Origin of the sequence: Luteimonas endophytica (genome assembly GCF_029887875.1) — a bacterium.
GTDB classification, from domain to species: Bacteria; Pseudomonadota; Gammaproteobacteria; order Xanthomonadales; family Xanthomonadaceae; genus Luteimonas; species Luteimonas endophytica.
In genome coordinates this window covers 79,016-98,282 of sequence record NZ_JARXRM010000024.1, presented here as the reverse complement: position 1 = coordinate 98,282, position 19,267 = coordinate 79,016, and the positions used below count along the sequence as shown (strand labels likewise).

General features: G+C 72.8%; 18 protein-coding genes. 11 read left to right on the top strand and 7 right to left on the bottom strand.

Annotation, left to right across the window (positions count from 1 at the left end; all coding sequences use genetic code 11):
* Positions 1-48: 48 nt before the first annotated feature.
* From QFW77_RS05680 to QFW77_RS05670, 3 genes are all read right to left on the bottom strand, one after another.
* The gene (locus QFW77_RS05680; protein ID WP_280573399.1) at positions 49-1,764 is read right to left on the bottom strand and encodes a GAF domain-containing protein; all 1,716 of its coding nucleotides are present in this window, start codon (positions 1,762-1,764) and stop codon (positions 49-51) included.
* Entirely contained in the window at positions 1,761-2,237 is a 477-nt protein-coding gene (locus QFW77_RS05675; RefSeq protein ID WP_280573398.1) for a heme oxygenase-like domain-containing protein, read from the bottom strand. The genes QFW77_RS05680 and QFW77_RS05675 overlap by 4 nt, the downstream gene beginning before the upstream one ends.
* A gap of 267 nt (positions 2,238-2,504) precedes the next feature.
* Positions 2,505-3,143 (bottom strand): TIGR00645 family protein, encoded by a 639-nt coding sequence (locus tag QFW77_RS05670; protein WP_280573397.1) that lies wholly within the window; start codon positions 3,141-3,143, stop codon positions 2,505-2,507.
* Between the two features lie 298 nt (positions 3,144-3,441).
* On the opposite strand from QFW77_RS05670, the gene QFW77_RS05665 reads away from it, so the two are divergent.
* Entirely contained in the window at positions 3,442-4,359 is a 918-nt protein-coding gene (locus QFW77_RS05665; RefSeq protein ID WP_280573396.1) for an alpha/beta fold hydrolase, read from the top strand.
* Positions 4,360-4,373: 14 nt separating this feature from the next.
* Here the strand turns inward: QFW77_RS05665 and QFW77_RS05660 are convergent, their stop codons facing one another.
* Positions 4,374-4,814: a YkgJ family cysteine cluster protein gene (locus QFW77_RS05660; protein WP_280573395.1), complete on the bottom strand. Its 441-nt coding sequence runs from the start codon at positions 4,812-4,814 to the stop codon at positions 4,374-4,376.
* Between the two features lie 104 nt (positions 4,815-4,918).
* Here QFW77_RS05660 and oleC point away from each other — a divergent pair, with 104 nt between their 5' ends.
* The 6 genes from oleC to QFW77_RS05630 all read left to right on the top strand — a co-directional run bounded on the left by oleC (position 4,919) and on the right by QFW77_RS05630 (position 11,032).
* Entirely contained in the window at positions 4,919-6,622 is a 1,704-nt protein-coding gene (gene oleC / locus QFW77_RS05655; protein ID WP_280573394.1) for an olefin beta-lactone synthetase, read from the top strand.
* Positions 6,619-7,629: a 2-alkyl-3-oxoalkanoate reductase gene (gene oleD / locus QFW77_RS05650; protein WP_280573393.1), complete on the top strand. Its 1,011-nt coding sequence runs from the start codon at positions 6,619-6,621 to the stop codon at positions 7,627-7,629. The genes oleC and oleD overlap by 4 nt, the downstream gene beginning before the upstream one ends.
* 59 nt (positions 7,630-7,688) lie before the next feature.
* Positions 7,689-7,847, top strand: a complete 159-nt coding sequence (locus QFW77_RS05645) for a DUF1328 domain-containing protein (RefSeq protein WP_180676577.1) — start codon at positions 7,689-7,691, stop codon at positions 7,845-7,847.
* 94 nt (positions 7,848-7,941) lie between these two features.
* Complete coding sequence (locus QFW77_RS05640; RefSeq protein WP_280573392.1) at positions 7,942-8,622, top strand: ubiquinone biosynthesis accessory factor UbiJ; 681 nt, start codon at positions 7,942-7,944, stop codon at positions 8,620-8,622.
* Complete coding sequence (gene ubiB / locus QFW77_RS05635) at positions 8,619-10,286, top strand: ubiquinone biosynthesis regulatory protein kinase UbiB (protein WP_280573391.1); 1,668 nt, start codon at positions 8,619-8,621, stop codon at positions 10,284-10,286. Before QFW77_RS05640 ends, ubiB begins: the two co-directional genes overlap by 4 nt.
* Before the next feature lie 35 nt (positions 10,287-10,321).
* Complete coding sequence (locus tag QFW77_RS05630) at positions 10,322-11,032, top strand: pseudouridine synthase (RefSeq protein ID WP_280573390.1); 711 nt, start codon at positions 10,322-10,324, stop codon at positions 11,030-11,032.
* 108 nt (positions 11,033-11,140) lie between these two features.
* On the opposite strand, the gene QFW77_RS05625 is transcribed toward QFW77_RS05630, so the two are convergent.
* Positions 11,141-11,635: a DUF2059 domain-containing protein gene (locus tag QFW77_RS05625; protein WP_280573389.1), complete on the bottom strand. Its 495-nt coding sequence runs from the start codon at positions 11,633-11,635 to the stop codon at positions 11,141-11,143.
* Positions 11,636-11,736: 101 nt separating this feature from the next.
* Between QFW77_RS05625 and arfB the strand changes: the two genes are divergently transcribed.
* Positions 11,737-12,150, top strand: coding sequence for an alternative ribosome rescue aminoacyl-tRNA hydrolase ArfB (arfB, locus tag QFW77_RS05620; RefSeq protein WP_280573387.1), 414 nt, complete (start codon positions 11,737-11,739; stop codon positions 12,148-12,150).
* Between the two features lie 46 nt (positions 12,151-12,196).
* Positions 12,197-12,757: a lysophospholipid acyltransferase family protein gene (locus QFW77_RS05615; RefSeq protein WP_280573415.1), complete on the top strand. Its 561-nt coding sequence runs from the start codon at positions 12,197-12,199 to the stop codon at positions 12,755-12,757.
* Between the two features lie 16 nt (positions 12,758-12,773).
* Here QFW77_RS05615 and QFW77_RS05610 read toward each other — a convergent pair whose 3' ends face one another.
* A complete protein-coding gene (locus tag QFW77_RS05610; RefSeq protein WP_280573386.1) occupies positions 12,774-13,742 on the bottom strand; it encodes a LysR family transcriptional regulator in 969 nt (322 codons plus the stop codon).
* 114 nt (positions 13,743-13,856) lie between these two features.
* On the opposite strand from QFW77_RS05610, the gene aceB reads away from it, so the two are divergent.
* Together aceB and aceA are read left to right on the top strand one after the other, a co-directional pair.
* Positions 13,857-15,539 (top strand): malate synthase A, encoded by a 1,683-nt coding sequence (aceB, locus tag QFW77_RS05605; protein WP_280573385.1) that lies wholly within the window; start codon positions 13,857-13,859, stop codon positions 15,537-15,539.
* 46 nt (positions 15,540-15,585) lie between these two features.
* Positions 15,586-16,878, top strand: coding sequence for an isocitrate lyase (gene aceA, locus QFW77_RS05600; RefSeq protein WP_280573384.1), 1,293 nt, complete (start codon positions 15,586-15,588; stop codon positions 16,876-16,878).
* A 139-nt stretch (positions 16,879-17,017) separates the two neighbouring features.
* Here the strand turns inward: aceA and QFW77_RS05595 are convergent, their stop codons facing one another.
* Entirely contained in the window at positions 17,018-19,123 is a 2,106-nt protein-coding gene (locus QFW77_RS05595) for a S9 family peptidase (RefSeq protein WP_280573383.1), read from the bottom strand.
* Positions 19,124-19,267: the final 144 nt, after the last annotated feature.

The window sequence follows — 19,267 nt, the reverse complement described above, 5'->3', positions numbered from 1 at the left end:
TTGAAGGAACAAACGGGGGATGGCGGACTCTAGCCCGCGCTCGCGGGCCTACCCCTCGCCTGCTTCGGTGGTGCGCACCAGCGCCTGCAGGTCTTCTTCGAGCTGCGAGATGCGCGCCGCGAACTGGGTCGTGGCGCCCGGACCCAGGTGCGCCATGCCGTCGAGCAGTTCCGACAGCCGCTGCAGGCGCTGGCGCTGGTCGCGCATCTCGAGTCGGGTGCGCTGCTGATTCAGGTCGGTGGGATCCGACTGGTGGTGCTCCCGGCGCCAGCGTTCGCGCAGCACCAGCAGCAGGCGCCCGGCCATGCGCTGGTCGGCGTCGCTCCACGGAATGCTGGCGCCGCGCACCGTCTCGCTCCAGGCCGCGAAGCTGGCACGCGGGCCGATGTGCTGGCCGTCGGGATCCACGGTGAACGGCTGGTCGGGCCGGCCGGCCCAGCGCACTTCCTGGATCTGTTCGCAGCGGAAGAAGCACAGCCACTCGCCGCGCGCCGCGTCGAGCGGAAGCGCCAGGGCCCCGGCCAGACCGCCGGCGGCGTCGGGGCCGTCGGCCCAGTCCGCGGCGTTGGCGGTCGCCACCGGCCCCGCGCCGCCGTCCCGGCGCAGCCACGCCAGGAGTCCGGGAACGGCTGCCGCGGCCGGGGCACGCCCCGCGCTGTGCCACTCGTCGTGCAGCCACAGCCCGGCGCCGTCGCAGGGCAGGGCGCGGCGCAGCAGGTCGAGTTCGGTAGGCAGCGCCAGCCGCGCATCGCCGGCGTTGGCCAGGCGCAGCCCCAGGGCATCGCGCACGGCACGGGCGCCGTCCTCGGCAGCCACGGCGGCGCGCTGTTCGCGCGCGGCGATCCGCATCGAGACGAACAGCCCGAACATGTCGGCCACCGCGCGCACGCCCGGCGGCACCAGCCGCGGGCTGCGGTGGTGGCAGGCGATCAGGCCCCACAGCCGGCCGCCGGCGGTGATCGAGATCGACATCGACGCGGCCACGCCCATGTTGCGCAGGTATTCCAGGTGCACCGGCGACACGCTGCGCAGCGCCAGCTGGCCCAGGTCCAGCGGTGCGCCGTCCGGGCCGCGGTCGGGCAGCACCGGAACCGGGGCGTAGCCGGCGTCCGGAATCACCCGGATGCGGTTGCGCAGGTACAGCTTGCGCGCCTGCGCGGGAATGTCCGAGGCCGGATAGCGCAGGCCCAGGTAGGCGGGCATCTCCGCGGCGCAGGACTCGGCGATCACCTCGCCCGAGTCGTCGTGGCGGAAGCGGTACACCATCACCCGGTCGTAGCCGGTGAGCAGGCGGACCTGCTCGGCGACGCGCTGGTGGAAGTCGTGCTCGTCGTCGGTGGCGGCAACGCGCGCGATCATCGCCTGGCCCACCACCGCGGGCGAGCGCTCGCCCGCGCCCGGCGGCTGCGGCTCGATCTCGATGTGCACCAGCCCGCCGGCGACGTGCACGCTGAGGTCGCACAGCTGCGCGCCCGGCCCGATGTTGCCGACCGCGGCGCGCTGCGCGGGCCCGTCGGGCTCGCCGAAGCCGATGGTTTCCGACAGCGACTGCACCAGGTCCTCGGTGAGGAACTCGCGCAGCGAGCGCCGCGGCATGTCGGCGGCGGCGATGCCGGTCAGCGCCTCGATGTTCGCGGACACGTGGCGGATGCTCCAGTCCGGCAGCGCGCAGCTGATCAGGTAACCGTGCGGCTGGATCGCGCCGCTCAGGTGGATGGGCTCTTGGGCACAGCGGGCCAGGGCCTGGTCGAGATCCGGGCTCATGCCTGTTGTCGCTCCATGCCGGGGTGGGTCGATGCGAGCGCACGGCCGAAGCAACGATCCGCGAGCGCGAACGCAGCGAGCGCGCCCTGCGTGATCAGTGCCTGCTCCCGGGTGTCCTGAGGGTCGAACCGGGCCAGGCACGCCTGGACCGTCGGCCAGTCTTCGCTGACGGCATGGCGTGCAAGGAATGTGGCGCCGCGGTCGCCGTCGAAACCGAGCAGGCGCACATCGCGCAGCAGCCGGCGGGCGCCGATGCTGCTGCCCGCCATCACGTACTGCCAGCCGGCCCGTTCGCCGTGTCCGCGCACCCGTGGCGCGTTGGCGGCCGGTGGCAACGGCATCAGCCCGAGTGCGGCCAGGTCGGTGGCGAGCCAGGCCGACAGCCGCGGCGCGCACTGCAGTGCGCGTTCGAAGTCGCCGGCGAAGCGGTGCATGCCGCGGAGGTAGCCGGCATAGGTGGCGCGGTCGCGCATCCCGCCCGCGAACCGCACATCGAGACGGGCGTGAGCGGCGGAAGTGGCGAGGCGCAGGGCATGCCGGGATGAAGGCGGTATGGCGGCGGCAGTCATCCGGAAAGCATAGCGAGGAGAGTTCCGCTACGAATTCATCTTGGTGACTCGATCTTCATGATGGCCTTGCCGGCGCGGCTCCCGCCGGCATTCCGGCGTATAACGCATCTTCTACCGCGCCGGCTTCCGCGTGCATGGCACCTCCTGCGAGGGGCGTGGCGCGTGGCGGCCTTACTCCTTGACCACGCCCTGGCGCTTGCTCGCGGTGTGCTGCATCAGCTTGTCGGTCCAGGCGATGCCGACCGCGGAGAAGATGAAGATGGTGTGGATCACCGCCTGCCACAGCACGCCGTCGGCGCTGTAGGTGGTGCAGGTGCGGGCCGAGTCGCCGCCGGCCGCGGCGTAGGCGCGCGCGACGTCCAGGGCTTCCATGGTCCCGCACAGCGGCAGCCCGCCCACCATGCCGGCTTCGATGAAGGTCTTGAGCAGGTGGATCGAGCTGATGCCGATGATCGCCATCGCCAGCTTCACCTTCAGCACGCTGGCGTTGACGTGGCTCAGCCATTCCGGCTGGTCCGGGTGGCCTTCCAGGCGCAGCCGCGACACGAAGGTCTCGTAGCCGCCCACGATCACCATCACCAGCAGGTTGGAGATCATCACCACGTCGATCAGGCCCAGCACCAGCAGCATGATCGCCTGCTCGGACAGGTTGTTGACGTCCTGGATCAGGTGCCAGAGTTCCTTGACGAACAGGAACACGTACACGCCCTGGGCCACGATCAGCCCCAGGTACAGCGGCAGCTGCAGCCAGCGCGAGCTGAAGATCAGCGCGGGCAGCGGGTTCAGGCGGGGCTGGGAGGGGGTGGGCATGGTTGCACCGGCGCAAAGCGCGGCAGCGTAGCGGGCGGCGGGGGCCTTGCCAAGCGCGCCGGCCCGGCGGGCGGGTGCCCGCCCCGCCGCCAGGGTGCCCCGCGGGCAATGGCGGCCCCCGCGCCTGGCTTCGGCCGCGCCCGGCCAGTCGGGTCAGTCGGGCCAGTCGGTCCGCCCAGTCCGCCCAGTCCGCCCTGTCCGGCCAGCCCGCCCGGCCCGGCCGGGCGATGCCGGCCGCGCGGCCGCCGCGGCGCCGATTGCCTACAATGCCCGCCCCCGTCCCATCCCCGGCAGGCGCGTGCGGTTTCCAGACTATCCCTTCACCGGGCAGCGCCTTGAAGTCCGCCCGGGCATCGCCATGCACTATCTGGACGAGGGCCCGCGCGACGGCGAGGTGGTGCTGATGCTGCACGGCAACCCGTCGTGGAGCTTCTACTGGCGGCACCTGGTGCTGGGCCTGCGCGATCCGGGGCTCGGCAAGGGTTATCGATGCATCGTGCCGGACCACGTCGGCATGGGCCTGTCGGACCGGCCGGGCGACGGCCCCGGCGCGGCCCCCGGCTATCGCTACACCCTGCAGTCGCGCATCGAGGACATCGAGACCCTGCTGGCGCACCTGGGCATCGACGGCCCGCTGACCCTGGCGGTGCACGACTGGGGCGGGATGATCGGTTTCGGCTGGGCGCTCGGGCGCAGCGAACGGGTGCGGCGGCTGGTGATCCTCAACACCGCGGCGTTCCCGCTGCCGGCGGCCAAGCCGATGCCCTGGCAGCTGTCGCTGGGGCGCGACTCGCGGGTCGGCGGCTTCATGATCCGCGCCTTCAACCTGTTCGCGCGCGGTGCGGCCTGGCTGGGCACCGAACGCCGGCTGCCGGCGCCGGTGCGGCGCGCCTACATCGCCCCCTACCAAGGCTGGCGCAACGCCATCTCCACCCTGCGCTTCATGCAGGACATCCCGCTGGGCGAGGGCGATGCGGCCTGGCCGCTGCTGGTCGAGTCGGCGCGCCGGCTGCCCGGGTACGCGGACCGGCCGGCCTTCATCGGCTGGGGCCTGCGCGACTTCGTGTTCGACCGCCACTTCCTCGACGGCTTCCGCGCCGCGCTGCCGCAGGCCGAGGTGCACGCGTTCGAGGACGCCGGCCACTACGTGCTCGAGGACCGCCACGAGCTGCTGGTGCCGGAGATCCGCGGCTTCCTCGGCCGCCACCCCCTCTAGACCCGTCTGGCGCGTCAGTGCGGCGGCGGCTGGATGACGGCCTCGCCGGCGGCGGGCGCAGGTGTGGCCGCGGCGTCGTCGGGGACCACCGCGACCAGCACCGTGGCCGGGGTGCGCCAGTCCGCGGCCGTGAGCAGCGGCAGCCCGTGCGCGAGCCGCGCGCGGTCGCACTGCGGGCTGGCCGCGCCATGCTCCCAGGAAGCCGGCACCTCCCGGCACACGCTCGGCCGCAGCGGATGGATGGTGCAGCGCGAACGCACGCCGATCTCGGCATCGAGCGCCACGCAGCGCGGCTGCCGCGCCCAGGTGCCGCGCATCGCCAGGCGGTGCGCGTCGAGCGTTTCGGTGAGTTCGGCCGGCACCGTGCCGCCGAGTTCGGGCGCCGCTTCCGACCAGTGGAAGCCCACCCGGAACCAGGCGCAGCAGGCGCCGCAGGACAGGCAGGGATGCGACATGGTGGGCGCGGCCGGCAGGAAAAAGTCGCGCGATTCTGCCCGGTCCGCGGCAATTCGCAAGGGGGCCGGGCGCGGGGTGGGGCGGGTAAGCTGTGCGGGTGACGATGCCAGCCGATCCGGCGCCCGCCGGCGCCCCCCCAGACGCGCCCTGCAACATCGCCGCGGCGCTGCCGCGGCTGGCCGCCGAGCGGCCGCAGCAGGTGGCGATGCGCTGCCCCGGGAGGGGCGGCCGCTACCGCGTCGAACTGACCTATGGCGAACTGGACCGCCGCAGCGATGCGATCGCCGCCGGCCTGGCCCGGCACGGGATCGGCCGCGGCACCCGCACCGTGGTCATGGTGCGGCCCACGCCGGAGTTCTTCCTGCTGATGTTCGCGCTGTTCAAGGCCGGCGCGGTGCCGGTGCTGGTAGATCCTGGCATCGACCGCGCGGCGCTCCGGCAGTGCCTGGACGAGGCCGCGCCGGAGGCGTTCATCGGCATTCCGCTGGCGATGCTGGCGCGGCGGCTGCTGGGCTGGGCGAAGACGGCGCGGGTGCGCGTGACCACCGGGCGCCGCCCGTGGCTGGCCGATGCCGCGCTGGCGCGGGTGGAGCGCGCGGGTGCCGGTGCCGGGCCGCAGCTCGCCCACACCGCGCCCGACGAGGTCGCAGCGATCCTGTTCACCAGCGGCTCGACCGGGGTGCCGAAGGGCGTGGTGTACCGGCACCGCCACTTCGTGGCGCAGATCGCGATGATGCGCGAGGCGTTCGGGATCGTGCCCGGCGGCGTGGACCTGCCGACCTTCCCGCCGTTCGCGCTGTTCGACCCGGCGCTGGGGCTGACCTCGATCATTCCCGACATGGATCCCACCCGCCCGGCCCGCGCCGACCCGGCGAAACTGCACGCGGCGATCGAGCGCTTCGGCGTCGACCAGCTGTTCGGTTCGCCGGCGCTGATGCGGGTGCTGGCCGAGCACGGCGCACCGCTGCCGGGGCTGCGCCGGGTCACCTCGGCCGGCGCGCCGGTGCCGGCGGACGTGGTGGCGGCGATGCGCGCGCTGCTGCCGGAGGGTGCGAGTTTCTGGACCCCGTACGGCGCCACCGAGTGCCTGCCGGTGGCGGTGATCGAGGGGCGCGAGCTGGTCGCGCTGGCCGCGCGCACCGCGCAGGGCGCCGGCACCTGCGTGGGCCGGCCGGTGCCGCCCAACGCGGTGCGCATCATCGGCATCGACGACGGCGCGATCGAACACTGGGCCGCAGCGCTGCCGCTGCCGCCCGGGCAGGTGGGCGAGATCACCGTGGCCGGCCCCACCGCCACCGACGGCTACTACAACCGCGATGCGCAGACCCGCCTGGCCAAGATCCGCGAGGCGCTGCCCGGCGGCGGCGAGCGCATCGTCCACCGCATGGGGGATCTCGGCTATTTCGACGACGCCGGGCGGCTGTGGTTCTGCGGGCGCAAGACCCAGCGGGTCGAGACCGGCGCCGCGATGCTGTGCACCGAACAGGTCGAGCCGATCTTCAACGGCCACCCGGCGGTGCGGCGCAGCGCGCTGGTGGGCAACGGCCCGCGCGGCAGCCAGCGGCCGGTGCTGTGCGTGGAACTCTTGCAGCGGGCGCCGCGCGCGGACCGTGTGCGCATCGCCGGCGAACTTCGCCGCATCGCCCAGGGCCATGCGCAGACCGCGATGATCGAGGACTTCCTGTTCCACCCGCGGTTCCCGGTCGACATCCGCCACAACGCCAAGATCGGCCGCGAGCGGCTGGCGGCCTGGGCGGCCACCCGCCTGCACCCGGCGCCACCGGAACGCGAGGCAAGCACGAGATGAGAATACTGGTCACCGGCGGTGGCGGCTTCCTCGGCCAGGCGCTGTGCCGCGGCCTGGTCGAGCGCGGCCACGAGGTCGCCAGCTTCAACCGCGGCCACTACCCGGCGCTGGACGCGCTGGGCGTGCGCCAGCTGCGCGGCGACCTGGGCGAGGCCGATGCGGTCCTGGCCGCCGCGCGCGGCATGGAGGCGGTGTTCCACAACGCCGCCAAGGCCGGCGCCTGGGGCAGCCACGCCAGCTACCACCGCGCCAACGTCGCCGGCACCGCGCACGTGATCGCGGCCTGCCGCGCGCACGGCATCGGCCGGCTGGTCTACACCTCCACCCCCAGCGTCACCCACCGCGCCACCCATCCGGTCGAGGGCGGCACCGCCGACACCGTGCCCTACGGCGAGGATCTCAAGGCGCCCTATGCCGCGACCAAGGCCGTGGCCGAGCGCGCGGTGCTGGCGGCCAACGGGGCGGGGCTGGCGACGGTGGCGCTGCGCCCGCGGCTGATCTGGGGGCCGGGCGACAACCAGCTGCTGCCGCGGCTGGTCGAGCGCGCGCGCGCCGGGCGCCTGCGCTTCGTCGGCGGTGGCGACAACCGCATCGACACCACCTATGTGGACAACGCCGCGCAGGCGCATTTCGACGCGTTCGAACACCTGGCGCCGGGTGCGGCCTGCGCCGGCCGCGCCTACTTCATCAGCAACGGCGAGCCGATGCCGGTGCGCGAGATCGTCAACGCGCTGCTGCGCGCCGCCGGCGCCCCCGAGGTGACCGGCACGGTGCCGTTCCGGGTGGCCTATGCCGCCGGTGCGCTCTGCGAGGGCCTGTGGCCGCTGCTGCGGCTGCGCGGCGAGCCGCCGATGACCCGGTTCCTGGCCGAGCAGCTGGCGACCACCCACTGGTACGACATGGCGCCGGCCACCCGCGACTTCGGCTACCGGCCGCGGGTCGGCGTTCACGAGGGTCTCACGAGGCTGAAGGCGTGGTGGGACCGCGATGCCGCCGTCACCCGCTGACCACCGGGCCCTGGGGATGATCCGGTCACGCCACTAACGGCTCCCACCGGAGATTCGAGATGCTGAGTTACGCCGTCATCTTCTTCATCATCGCGATCATCGCCGCCGTGCTCGGTTTCAGCGGTATCGCCGGCGCCGCCACCAACATCGCCTGGATCCTGTTCGTCGTGTTCCTGATCCTGGCGGTGGTGTCGATGATCCGCGGCAGGAAGGTCTGACGCAGCAGCGCCGGACCGTGGAGGGCCCGCCGGCACAGGCGGGCCCTTCCTTTTTTCCGGAACCGGCGTTGGCGGCGATGGCTACAATGCCGGCATGGCCACTCCCCCCCCGAACACGCCCCTCGGCGCGCTGCGCCCGCTGGCCGGCCGCGCGCTGGAAGCCGCGCTCAACCGCGCCCTGGCCCTGGACCCCGCCACCCGCGACGCGCTCGCGCCGCTGGCCGGCCGCAGCGTCGCGCTGCGGCTGGACGCGCCGGCGCTGGCGCTGCGGCTGACGATCGCGGACGGGCGGATCGCGGTGGGCCCGGCGGACGCCGCGGGCGAACCGGACCTGTCGGTGCGCAGCACCCTCGGCGGGCTGCTCGCGCAGCTGCCCGGCATGCTGGGCGGCGCCGAGCGCGGCGCGGCCGCGCCGGTGGGGCGGGTGCGGATCGAGGGCGATGCGGAACTGGCGCGGCAGCTGCAGCGCCTGGCGCAGCGCTTCGATCCGGACTGGGAGCGGCCCTTCGCCAGCGCGTTCGGCGACGTGGCGGGGGTGCAGATCGCCCGCGCCATCGCCGCTGCGCTGCGCGGCGCGCGCGCCACCGGCGACAGCCTGGCGCGCAGCGCCGCGGAGTACCTGACCGAGGAATCGCGCGACGCGGTCGGCCGCGAGGAACTGCACGCGTTTCTCGACGACGTGGACGCGCTGCGCGACGACGTCGAACGGGTGGCGGCGCGGGTGCGGCGGCTGCAGGGCGCCGCCGGGGGCGCGGCGGCGGAACGCCCGGCGTGAGCGCGCTGCTGCGCGCCGCGCGCATCGGCCGGGTGCTGCTGCGCTACCGGCTGGACGCGCTGCTCGACCAGACCCCCGCCGAGCGCTGGCTCAAGCTGATGCGGCCGTTCGTGCCGCGCGCCAGCCGCGAGGTGGAGGCGATGCCGCGCGGCGCGCGGTTGCGCATGGCGCTGCAGGAGCTGGGGCCGATCTTCGTCAAGTTCGGGCAGATCCTCTCGACCCGGCGCGACCTGGTGCCGCCGGACGTGGCCGAGGAGCTGTCGCTGCTGCAGGACCGGGTGGCGCCGTTCGACGGCGACGCCGCGCGCGCGATCGTCGAGCGCGCGCTGGAGCGCGACATCGGCAGCGCCTTCGCCGCGTTCGACACCGTGCCGCTGGCCTCCGCATCGATCGCCCAGGTGCACGCGGCGACGCTGCACGGCGAAGGCGGCGCGCCCGGCCGCGAGGTGGTGGTCAAGGTGCTGCGGCCGGGCATCGAGAAGCAGATCGCCGCCGACGTGGGGCTGTTGCGCAACGTCGCGGCGCTGGTCGACCGCACCCATCCCAACGCCGACAAGATCCGCCCGCGCGAGATCGTCGCCGAGATCGAGAACACCCTGGCCGCGGAGCTCGACCTGCAGCGCGAGGGCGCCAACGCCTCGGTGCTGCGGCGCAACTGGCTCGACTCGGCCGACCTGTACGTGCCCGAGGTGATCTGGACCCACACCGCCGAGCGGGTGCTGACCCTGGAGCGGGTGCGCGGCATTCCCAGCGACGACGTCGCCGCGCTCGATGCCGCCGGCATCGACCGCAAGGCGCTCGCCGCCAAGGGCGTGCGGGTGTTCTACACCCAGGTGTTCCGCGACAACTTCTTCCACGCCGACGCCCACGCCGGCAACATCTGGGTGGACCAGGAGCGCCGGGAGAACCCGCGCTTCATCGCCCTGGACTTCGGGATCATGGGCCAGCTCTCCAGCGAGGACCAGTACTACCTCGCCGAGAACTTCATGGCGATCTTCAACCGCGACTACCGCCGCATCGCCGAGCTGCACGTGCAGGCCGGATGGATGCCCGCGCACATCCGCATCGACGAACTGGAGGCCGCCGCGCGCTCGGTCTGCGAGCCGTATTTCACCCGCCCGTTGTCGGAGATCTCGCTGGCCGAGGTGCTGGGCAAGCTGTTCCGCACCGCGCAGCGCTACGAGCTGACCCTGCAGCCGCAGCTGATGCTGCTGCAGAAGACCCTGCTCAGCATCGAGGGGGTGGGGCGGCTGCTGGATCCGAAGCTGGACATCTGGGCGGTGGCGCGGCCGGTGCTCGAGCGCATCCTGGTCGAGCGCTACAGCCCGCAGCGGCTGGCCGGGGAGTTCCGCAAGCGGCTGCCGGAGCTGATCACTCGCGCGCCGGACATGCCGCGGCTGCTGCACACCTGGCTGACCCAGCAGGTCGAGGGCCGCCACGAGCTGCGCCTGCGCTCGCACGACCTGGCCGAACTGACCCAGGTGATGCGGGCGCTGCAGCGGCGCACCGTGGCGGCGATCCTCGGCACCGGGCTGCTGATCGCGGCGGCGGTGCTGTACGCGCTGGAGGCCGGCGGGCCGAGCCTGGCCGGGGTGCCGGCCGCGGCCTGGGTGGCGGGGCTGGGCGGGCTGTGGGCGCTGCTCGCGGCCTGGCCGCGCAGGTAGCGCATGCGGACGCTCCTGGCCGGCGTCGGGCCGGCATGAGCGCCGCCGTGCCCCCGGCGCTCGGCGTGCTGCACGCCGACGATCTGCTGGCCGTGGTCGACAAGCCGGCCGGGATGATGGTGCACGACAGCCAGCTGGCCGGCGGCGAGACCGACTTCCTGGTCGATCACGCGCGCAGGCTGTTCGGCCGGCCGGTGTTCCTGGTCCATCGCCTGGACCGCGCCACCAGCGGCTGCCTGCTGCTGGCCTTCGACCGCGACGCCGCCGGCACGCTCGGCGAGCAGCTGATGGCGCGCACCGTGGAGAAGCACTACCTGGCGGTGTGCCGCGGCTGGCCGGAGGCGGCGTTCGAGATCGACCACCCGCTCGATGGCGGCCCCGGCAAGCGCCTGCGCAAGCCGGCGCTGACCCGCTTCGTGCGCCTGGCCACCGCCGAGCTGGCGCTGCCTTCGGCGGGGTTTCCGACCTCGCGCTACGCGCTGCTGCGGGCGACGCCGGAGACCGGCCGCTTCCGCCAGATCCGCCGCCATCTCAAGCACGCCTCGCACCACCTGATCGGCGACACCAGCCACGGCGACGGCCGCCACAACCGCCATTTCCGCATGCTCGGAGTGCACCGCATGCTGCTGCACGCGCAGCGGCTGTCGTTCCTGCATCCGGGCGACGGGCGCCGGGTGACGGTGGAGGCGCCACCGGACGCGCAGTTCGCCAGGGCGCTCGAGTTCTTCGGCGCCCCGGCCGCGTAGGCGCACCCGCCCGGCCGGGCGGGGCCCGGCTGCGGGGGTTGCGAGCCGGGAGCGGCGGAGCGAGTTCCGCTCAGCGGGGGACGGGCGGCCGCCGGAGCGGCCGCTGGATCACTTCGTGGCGTCCAGCTCGCGGATGTCCTGCTCGAGCTGCTGCAGCATCGGCATCACCAGCTGCTGCACCGCGACCATGGTGTTCTGCATCAGCTGCGGCATCTTGTCGAGCAGCTTCTGCCCGGCGGGGCTGGCGTAGAACTCGATCATCGCGTCCACGTCCTCGGGGCTGAAGGTCTGGGCGTAGATGTCGCTGTACAGCGGCTCGAGCTTGTCCCAGGTCAGGGTCTCGGCGATCCGCTGGTTGGAGCGGGCGACGACCGCGTCGAGCCGGGCGCGCTCCTCCTTGCCCAGTTCCTCGCCGGCGGTCAGCTGGGCGACCATCTGCTGCTGCGAGGCCTGCACCTGCGGCAGCATGGTCTCGACCGTCTGGCGGGCGCGCATCACCTCGAGGAGGCGGTCCACCTGGGCCTCGCTGGGCTGCTGGGCGAACGCCAGCGGGGCCGTCAACAGCAGCGCCATCAGCGCAAGTACGCGGGACATCTGCCTCATCGGGCCTCTCCTGGCTGGTCGGACCGGCATGGTCGATCCTGTGCCGCGGCGCGTCAACACGGCGCCATGGCGGGGTGACTACAATCCTCCGCGGAGGTGACATGACCGAGCCGATGCCAGAGATTCCCGAGCGCGAACTCGTCGAACGCTTCGTGCGCTCGGGCGGGCCGGGCGGGCAGAACGTCAACAAGGTCGCCACCGCGGTCGAGCTGCGTTTCGACATCGCCCGCTCGCCGTCGCTGCCCGAGGCGCTGCGCGAGCGGCTGCTGGCGCGGCGCGACCGCCGTGTCACCGACGACGGCGTGCTGGTGATCAGCGCGCAGCGCTTCCGCACCCAGGAGCGCAACCGCGAGGACGCGCGCGCGCGCCTGGACGCGTTCATCCGCGCCGCCCTGCAGCCGCCGCGGCCGCGCATCGCCACCCGCCCCAGCCGCGCCGCCAAGCGCCGGCGCCTGGAGGGCAAGCGCCAGCGCAGCCGGATCAAGCAGGGGCGCTCCTCGCCCGACCTGGAGTGAGCCCTTGGAGCGAACGCCGCCGTTGACCCCGCCGATCCCGCCGTCGATGCCGCGGGTCCGGCCCAATGCCTTCGCCCGCTGGGTGGGGCGCAGCGTGCTGCGGCTGGGCGGGTGGCGGGTGGTCGGCACCCTGCCGGATGTGCCGAAGCTGGTGCTGATCGCCGCGCCGCACTCGTCCAACTGGGACGGCCTGTGGGGGTTCGCCGCGAAGCTGGCGATGGGGCTGGAGGTGCGGGTGCTCGGCAAGCGGCAGCTGTTCTGGTGGCCGCTGGGCCCGCTGCTGCGGCGGCTGGGGGTGATCCCGATCGACCGCAGCGCGCCGCAGGGCACGGTGGGCCAGGCCGTCGAGATGCTGATGCGCGCCGACCGGATGTGGTTCGCGCTGGCTCCGGAGGGCACCCGCAGGCGCGTGCAGCGCTGGAAGACCGGCTTCTGGAAGATCGCCCACGCCGCACGGGTGCCGATCCTGCCGGCGTACTTCCACTACCCGGAGCGGGTGATCGGCATCGGCGAACCGTTCCACGTCGGCGACGACGCCGAGGCCGACATCGCCCGCCTGCGCGAATGGTACGCGCCGTGGATGGGCCGCAACCGCGGCACCGTGTGATCGCGGCCCGGCGCGCTCATCGTTCCGAGTGCCCGCTCTCGTAGTAGTCGCCGCGCACGAACAGGTCCGGCTTGATCAGTTCCACGAAGGCCCGCGCCTGTGGCGAGAGGTACTTGCCCTTGCGCACCACCACGCCGTAGCTGCGCTGCGGGAACCATTCGGCCACCGAGCGCGCGACCAGCTGCGCGCGGTCCGCCTCGTTGAGGCAGATCGCGGTGACGATGCTGATCCCCATGCCCATCGCCACGTAGCGCTTGATCACCTCCCAGCCGCCGACCTCGAAGGCGACGGTGTAGGGCACCCGGTGCTGGTGGAACACCATGTCGACCAGGCGGTAGGTGGTCAGGCGCCGCGGCGGCAGGATCAGCCCGTAGGGCGAGAGGTCCTCCAGTGCCAGCTCGGGCTTGTCCGCCAGCGGGTGGCCGGGCGGCACGATCAGCATCGGATCGAAGCGGTAGATCGGCGCGTAGTCGAGGTCGGCGGGCACGTCGAGCATCGACCCCACCGCCAGGTCGGCGGCATCCGAGCGCAGCAGGTCCAGCCCGCCGGCGCCGGTCACGTTGTGCAGGCTCAGGTGCACCCCGGGCTGGGCCCGGCGGAAGCTCTCGATGATCGGCGGCAGCAGGTGGAGGATGGTGGAGGTGCCGGCGGCGATGTGCAGTTCCCCCGCGTCCAGCCCGCGCAGCTGCTGCTGGAGGGCGGCGTGCAGCCCGTCGATGCCCTCCACCAGCGGGCGGGCGAGCTCGTAGAGGGCCTCGCCCTCGCGGGTGGGCAGCAGCCGCCGGCCGCTGCGCTCGAACAGGCGGACCCCCAGGTCCCGCTCCAGCGCCTGCAGCTGCAGGGTGATGGCCGGCTGGCTGACGAACAGTGCCTCTGCGGCCCGTGAGACGGAGCCGAGCCGGGCGGTCTGGCAGAACGCCCGGAGCGGCTTCAGCCGGTCGCCCTTGTAGGCGAACCGCGGCGTCCTGGCGGGCGTCTTGGCCATGGTTTTAACAAGTATTAGTTGATCTAATGGTATGCATTGAGAAAACTGTGTTGTCAAATACAGTACCGAGGCGGATGGTCATCTTGCAGCGCAACAATCGCAGGAGACCCCCAGATGTCCGCCGTACTCAAGGAACAAGCCCGACCCGAGGAGCAGCCCGTCCCCACCGGACCGGCCGCCCCCGCCGCGATCGCCTTCACCGCCGCGGCGCCGCCATCCGATCTGCTCGGGGCCCCGGTCCAGCAGTTCCTGGCCGACCTGCACCGGCGCTACGAGCCGCGCCGGCAGGAGCGGCTCGCCGCGCGGCAGCGGCGCCAGGCCCGCTTCGACGCAGGTGAATTGCCCGACTTCCGCGACGACACCCGCGCGATCCGCGAGGGCCAGTGGCGGGTCGCCGGGCTGCCGGACGCGCTGCGCGACCGGCGCGTGGAGATCACCGGGCCGGTCGATCCGAAGATGGTCATCAACGCGCTCAACTCCGGCGCCAGCTGCTTCATGGCCGATTTCGAGGATTCGACCGCCCCGACCTGGCACAACCTGCTGACCGGCCAGCGGGCGCTGCGCGAGGCGGTCGCCGGGACCCTGGCATTCACCAGCGAGACGGGCAAGCGCTACGCGCTGCGGCCGAGCGCCGAGCAGGCGGTGCTGCTGGTGCGGCCGCGCGGCTGGCACCTGGACGAGAAGCACGTCCTGGTCGACGGCGCGCCGATGTCGGCGGCGCTGTTCGATGCCGCGGTGTTCGCCTTCCACAACGCCGCCGCGCTGGCCGAGCGCGACCGCGGCCCCTACCTGTACCTGCCCAAGCTCGAGTCGATGGAGGAGGCGCAGCTGTGGCAGGACGCGCTGTCGCACATCGAGGCCGCGCTGGGCCTGGCCCACGGCCAGATCCGGGTGACGGTGCTGATCGAGACGCTGCCGGCGGCGTTCGAGATGGACGAGATCCTCTACGCGCTGCGCGACCGCGTCGCCGGGCTCAACTGCGGGCGCTGGGACTACATCTTCTCCTTCATCAAGACCTTCCGCCGGCACCGCGAGCGGGTCCTGCCCGAGCGCGGCCAGGTGACCATGGCCCAGCCGTTCCTCAAGGCGTATTCGGAGCTGCTGATCCAGACCTGCCACCGCCGCGGCGCCCACGCCATGGGCGGGATGGCGGCGCAGATCCCGATCGCCGGCGACGAGACCGCCAATGCCCAGGCGCTGGCGCGGGTGCGCGCCGACAAGCTGCGCGAGGTGACCGCCGGCCACGACGGGACCTGGGTCGCCCACCCGGCGCTGATCCCGGTGGCGCGCGCGGTCTTCGACGAGCGCATGCCGACCCAGCACCAGCACCACGTCGGCCGCGAGGACGTGCTGGTGGTGCGCGAGGACCTGGTGCAGGCGCCGCTGGGCACGATCACCCGCGCCGGCTTCGAGGGCAACGTCGAGGTCTGCGTGCGCTATCTCGCCGCCTGGCTCGACGGCAACGGCTGCGTGCCGATCCACTGGCTGATGGAGGATGCCGCCACCGCCGAGATCGCCCGCGCCCAGCTGTGGCAGTGGCTGCACCACGCCGACGCCGAGGAGGGCGACCCGGCCGGCGACGGCCCGGCGCGTGCGGGGCTGTCCCTGGACGACGGCAGCGCGGTCGACTGGGTGCTGTTCGAGGCGGCCCTGCTCAATCTGCCCTCGCGCCTGGCCGGGCAGCCGCTCCCCGGCGCCGGACGCGTGCCCGAGGCGATCGCGCTGCTCGAAGCGCTGACCCGCAGCGAGACCCTCGCCGACTTCCTGACCCTGTCCGCCTGCCAGCGGCTCGACTGAGCGCACCGCGCCGTCGCCCCGCCCGCCATTCAACGAGGATCCGAACATGAGCCAGCACCTGCGTACCGCCGAAGACATCGCCGCCGACTGGGCCGACAACCCGCGCTGGACCGGCATCACCCGCCCGTACTCGGCCGAGGACGTGGTGCGCCTGCGCGGCACCGTGGCGGTCGAGCACTCGCTGGCGCGGCTGGGCGCCGACAAGCTGTGGCGCAGCCTGCAGACCGAGGACTTCGTCAACGCGCTCGGCGCGCTCACCGGCAACCAGGCCATGCAGCAGGTCAAGGCCGGGCTGAAGGCGATCTACCTGTCCGGCTGGCAGGTGGCGGCCGACGCCAACATCGCCGGCGAGATGTACCCGGACCAGTCGCTGTACCCGGCCAATTCGGTGCCGCAGGTGGTCAAGCGGATCAACAACACCCTGCTGCGCGCCGACCAGCTGCACCATGCCGAGGGTGACGACAGCATCGACTTCCTGCAGCCGATCGTGGCCGACGCGGAGGCCGGCTTCGGCGGCGTGCTCAACGCCTTCGAGCTGATGAAGGGGATGATCGAGGCCGGCGCGGCCGGCGTGCACTTCGAGGACCAGCTGGCCTCGGTGAAGAAATGCGGCCACATGGGCGGCAAGGTGCTGGTGCCCAGCCGCGAGGCGGTGGACAAGCTGGTGGCGGCGCGGCTGGCCGCCGACGTGTGCGGCGTGCCGACCATCCTGATCGCCCGCACCGATGCCGAGGCCGCGGACCTGCTGACGTCCGACATCGACGACAACGACCGCCGGTTCTGCACCGGCGAGCGCACCGCCGAGGGGTTCTACAAGACCCGCAAGGGCCTGGACCAGGCGATCAGCCGGGGCCTGGCGTACGCGCCGTACGCCGACCTGATCTGGTGCGAGACCGGCAAGCCGGACCTGGCGTTCGCGCGCCGCTTCGCCGAGGCCATCCATGCGAAGTACCCCGGCAAGCTGCTGGCCTACAACTGCTCGCCGAGCTTCAACTGGAAGAAGAACCTGGACGACGCCACCATCGCCCGCTTCCAGAAGGAGATCGCCGCCTACGGCTACCGGTTCCAGTTCATCACCCTGGCCGGCTTCCACGCGCTGAACTACTCCATGTTCAATCTCGCCCACGGCTACGCGCGCCGGCAGATGAGCGCGTTCGTGGAGCTGCAGGAGGCGGAGTTCGACGCCGCCGACCGCGGCTTCACCGCGGTGCGCCACCAGCGCGAGGTCGGCACCGGCTATTTCGACACGGTGACCCAGACGATCCAGCGCGGGCAGTCCTCGACCACCGCGCTGAGCGGCTCGACCGAGGAGGAGCAGTTCGAAACCCGGGCGGCGTGAGCGCAGGCGGGGCCTATGGGCCCCGCGACGCACCGGCACGCCCGGCCGCGCGGATCGCCGCGGAGCGGCGGATCGCCACTGGCGCCTCGCCCCCGGCGGCCGCGGCCCATCCGCCGCGGCCGCCGGGGGGGGGGCGCCGCTACTTGCGGATCTGCGGCTCGTGGGTCTCCAGCGCCTCGGCCAGGCCGGGCACGCCCTCGGCGCCCGCCGGCACCGTGATGCTGGAGCCGGCGAAGTCCTCGCCGATGGGCTGGGCCCGCCCGCCCAGGCAGGTCGAGAGGAAGCCCTCGGCCACGGCGTTGAAGGCCTTGCTGTTCTCGGGGCGCGCGAACCCGTGGCCTTCGTCGGGAAACAGCACGTAGGTCACCGGGATGTCCTTTTCCTGCATCGCCGCGACGATCTGATCGCTCTCGGCCTGGACCACGCGCGGGTCGTTGGCGCCCTGGCCGATCAGCAGCGGCCGGCTGATCCGGTCGACGTGGGTGATCGGCGAACGGTCGAGCAGCAGCTTGCGCCCCTCCTCGGTACGCGGGTCGCCCACGCGCCGGTACCACTGCTCCATGAAGCTGGCCCAGTACGCCGGGAAGGTCTCGAACAGGGTGATCAGGTTGGACGGCCCGACGATGTCCACGCCGCACTTGAACGCTTCCGGGGTGAAGGTCATGCCCACCAGGGTGGCGTAGCCGCCGTAGCTGCCGCCCATGATCGCGACCTGGTCCTCGGTGGTGACGCCCTGCTGCACGGCCCACTGCACCGCGTCCATCAGGTCGTCGTGCATCTTGCCGGCCCATTCGTGGTTGGAGCGGTTGACGAAGTCCTTGCCGAAGCCGGTGGAGCCGCGGTAGTTCACCTGCAGCACCGCGTAGCCGCGGTTCGCCAGCCACTGCGGCCAGGCGCTGTAGCCGTAGCTGTCGCGCGCCCACGGACCGCCGTGCACGAACAGCACCATCGGCACCGCCGCGTCGGGGTTGCCGTCGGCGTCCGGGTCGGCATGCGCCGGCAGGGTGAGGTAGCTCACCAGGTCCAGGCCGTCGCGCGAGACGATCTCCTGCGGCCATTGCGGCACCAGCGGCTGGCCGTCCAGGGCCGGACGCGAGGAGAACAGCTCGGTCAGTTCGCCGCCGCCCTCGCCGCCGCGGTCGTAGCGGTAGTACACCGCCGGCCGTTCGGCCGCCGAGTAGGTGACGATCCAGGTGCTGTCGTCCTGGGTGCGCGCGCTGACCGAGGCCACGCCCGGCCCGATCGCCTCGAGCTTCTCCAGGTCCGCGGCGATCGCATCGTCGATCGCGGTCCATTCCTCGCGCAGGTAGTTGGACGATGCCGCCTGCACCTCGCCGGTCACCGGGTCGGTGAGCGCGTCGTCGACGTCGGCGCGCGGGTTCTCGAACACCACGGTCTTCTCGCCCGAGTCCATGTCGACCGCCACCAGCGCGGTGGTATTGCGCTCGCGCGATTCCAGCAGGTAGGCGGTCTCGCCGTCGGTGGTGAAACCGACGTAGCTGGTGCTCAGGAAATCGTCGAAGGGAATCTCCTCGGCCAGTTCCCAGCCGCCTTCGCCGTCGGGGCGCAGCACGTCCTGGCCGCCGTCGTCGCGCGCGCGCATCGCCAGCCGCACTTGGTAGTCGGCATCGGCCAGGTAGCCGGCGAACTGCTCGGTATTCTCCTCGACCAGGGTGCGCTCGCCGCTGGCCAGGTCGACCCGGTAGAGATCGTGCCACTGCGGGTCGCGGTCGTTCATCGACACCAGCACCGATTCGGGGTGCAGGTGGCTGACCCCGCTGACGAACGCGCGGGTGTTCTCGAACGGGGTCAGGTCGCGGCTCTCGCCGCTTTCCAGGTCGACCGCGTACAGGTGGAAGTTCTCGTCACCGCCCGAATCGCGCAGATAGAGCAGGGTATCCGGCTGGTGCGCCCAGAAGTACTGGCGGATGCCGCGGGCATCGTCGCTGGTGACCGCGCGCGCCGCGTCGACGTCGTCGGCCGGCGCCACCCAGACGTTGAGTACCCCATCGACCGGGGCGATCCAGCTCAGGTAGCGGCCGTCCGGGCTGATCTGCACGCTGGCGCGCTCGGGGTTGCCGAACAGCGCGTCGCGCGGGATCAGCGGTACGTCTTCGAGGTTGGTGGGCGCGGCGGCCGTTGCCGGCGCATCGGCCGCGGCGTTCCGCGCGGGCTCCTCCTGTCGGCCGCCGCAGGCGGCGAGGGCGAGGGCGAGGCTCGAGGCCAGGATCAGGCGGCAGGACATGGCGGTTCCCCAGACATTCGCTTCGGTAACGCCAACGCTAGCGCGCTGCGGCGCGCGGTGCGTTCGCAGCGCGTTAAATCGTGCAGTGACTGATGGCAGGGTCACCCGGTCCGGTGGTCGTTCCGGGGCCGCCACCGGCCCGCC

Excerpts from the sequence above, each read along its gene's own strand:
- QFW77_RS05680 (WP_280573399.1), bottom strand. The coding sequence starts at position 1,764 with ATGAGCCCGGATCTCGACCAGGCCCTGGCCCGCTGTGCCCAAGAGCCC.
- QFW77_RS05675 (WP_280573398.1), bottom strand. The coding sequence starts at position 2,237 with ATGCGCGACCGCGCCACCTATGCCGGCTACCTCCGCGGCATGCACCGC.
- QFW77_RS05670 (WP_280573397.1), bottom strand. The coding sequence starts at position 3,143 with ATGCCCACCCCCTCCCAGCCCCGCCTGAACCCGCTGCCCGCGCTGATC.
- QFW77_RS05660 (WP_280573395.1), bottom strand. The coding sequence starts at position 4,814 with ATGTCGCATCCCTGCCTGTCCTGCGGCGCCTGCTGCGCCTGGTTCCGG.
- oleC (WP_280573394.1), top strand. The coding sequence starts at position 4,919 with ATGCCAGCCGATCCGGCGCCCGCCGGCGCCCCCCCAGACGCGCCCTGC.
- oleD (WP_280573393.1), top strand. The coding sequence starts at position 6,619 with ATGAGAATACTGGTCACCGGCGGTGGCGGCTTCCTCGGCCAGGCGCTG.
- QFW77_RS05645 (WP_180676577.1), top strand. The coding sequence starts at position 7,689 with ATGCTGAGTTACGCCGTCATCTTCTTCATCATCGCGATCATCGCCGCC.
- QFW77_RS05640 (WP_280573392.1), top strand. The coding sequence starts at position 7,942 with ATGGCCACTCCCCCCCCGAACACGCCCCTCGGCGCGCTGCGCCCGCTG.
- QFW77_RS05630 (WP_280573390.1), top strand. The coding sequence starts at position 10,322 with ATGAGCGCCGCCGTGCCCCCGGCGCTCGGCGTGCTGCACGCCGACGAT.
- QFW77_RS05625 (WP_280573389.1), bottom strand. The coding sequence starts at position 11,635 with ATGAGGCAGATGTCCCGCGTACTTGCGCTGATGGCGCTGCTGTTGACG.
- arfB (WP_280573387.1), top strand. The coding sequence starts at position 11,737 with ATGACCGAGCCGATGCCAGAGATTCCCGAGCGCGAACTCGTCGAACGC.
- QFW77_RS05615 (WP_280573415.1), top strand. The coding sequence starts at position 12,197 with ATGCCGCGGGTCCGGCCCAATGCCTTCGCCCGCTGGGTGGGGCGCAGC.
- QFW77_RS05610 (WP_280573386.1), bottom strand. The coding sequence starts at position 13,742 with ATGGCCAAGACGCCCGCCAGGACGCCGCGGTTCGCCTACAAGGGCGAC.
- aceB (WP_280573385.1), top strand. The coding sequence starts at position 13,857 with ATGTCCGCCGTACTCAAGGAACAAGCCCGACCCGAGGAGCAGCCCGTC.
- aceA (WP_280573384.1), top strand. The coding sequence starts at position 15,586 with ATGAGCCAGCACCTGCGTACCGCCGAAGACATCGCCGCCGACTGGGCC.
- QFW77_RS05595 (WP_280573383.1), bottom strand. The coding sequence starts at position 19,123 with ATGTCCTGCCGCCTGATCCTGGCCTCGAGCCTCGCCCTCGCCCTCGCC.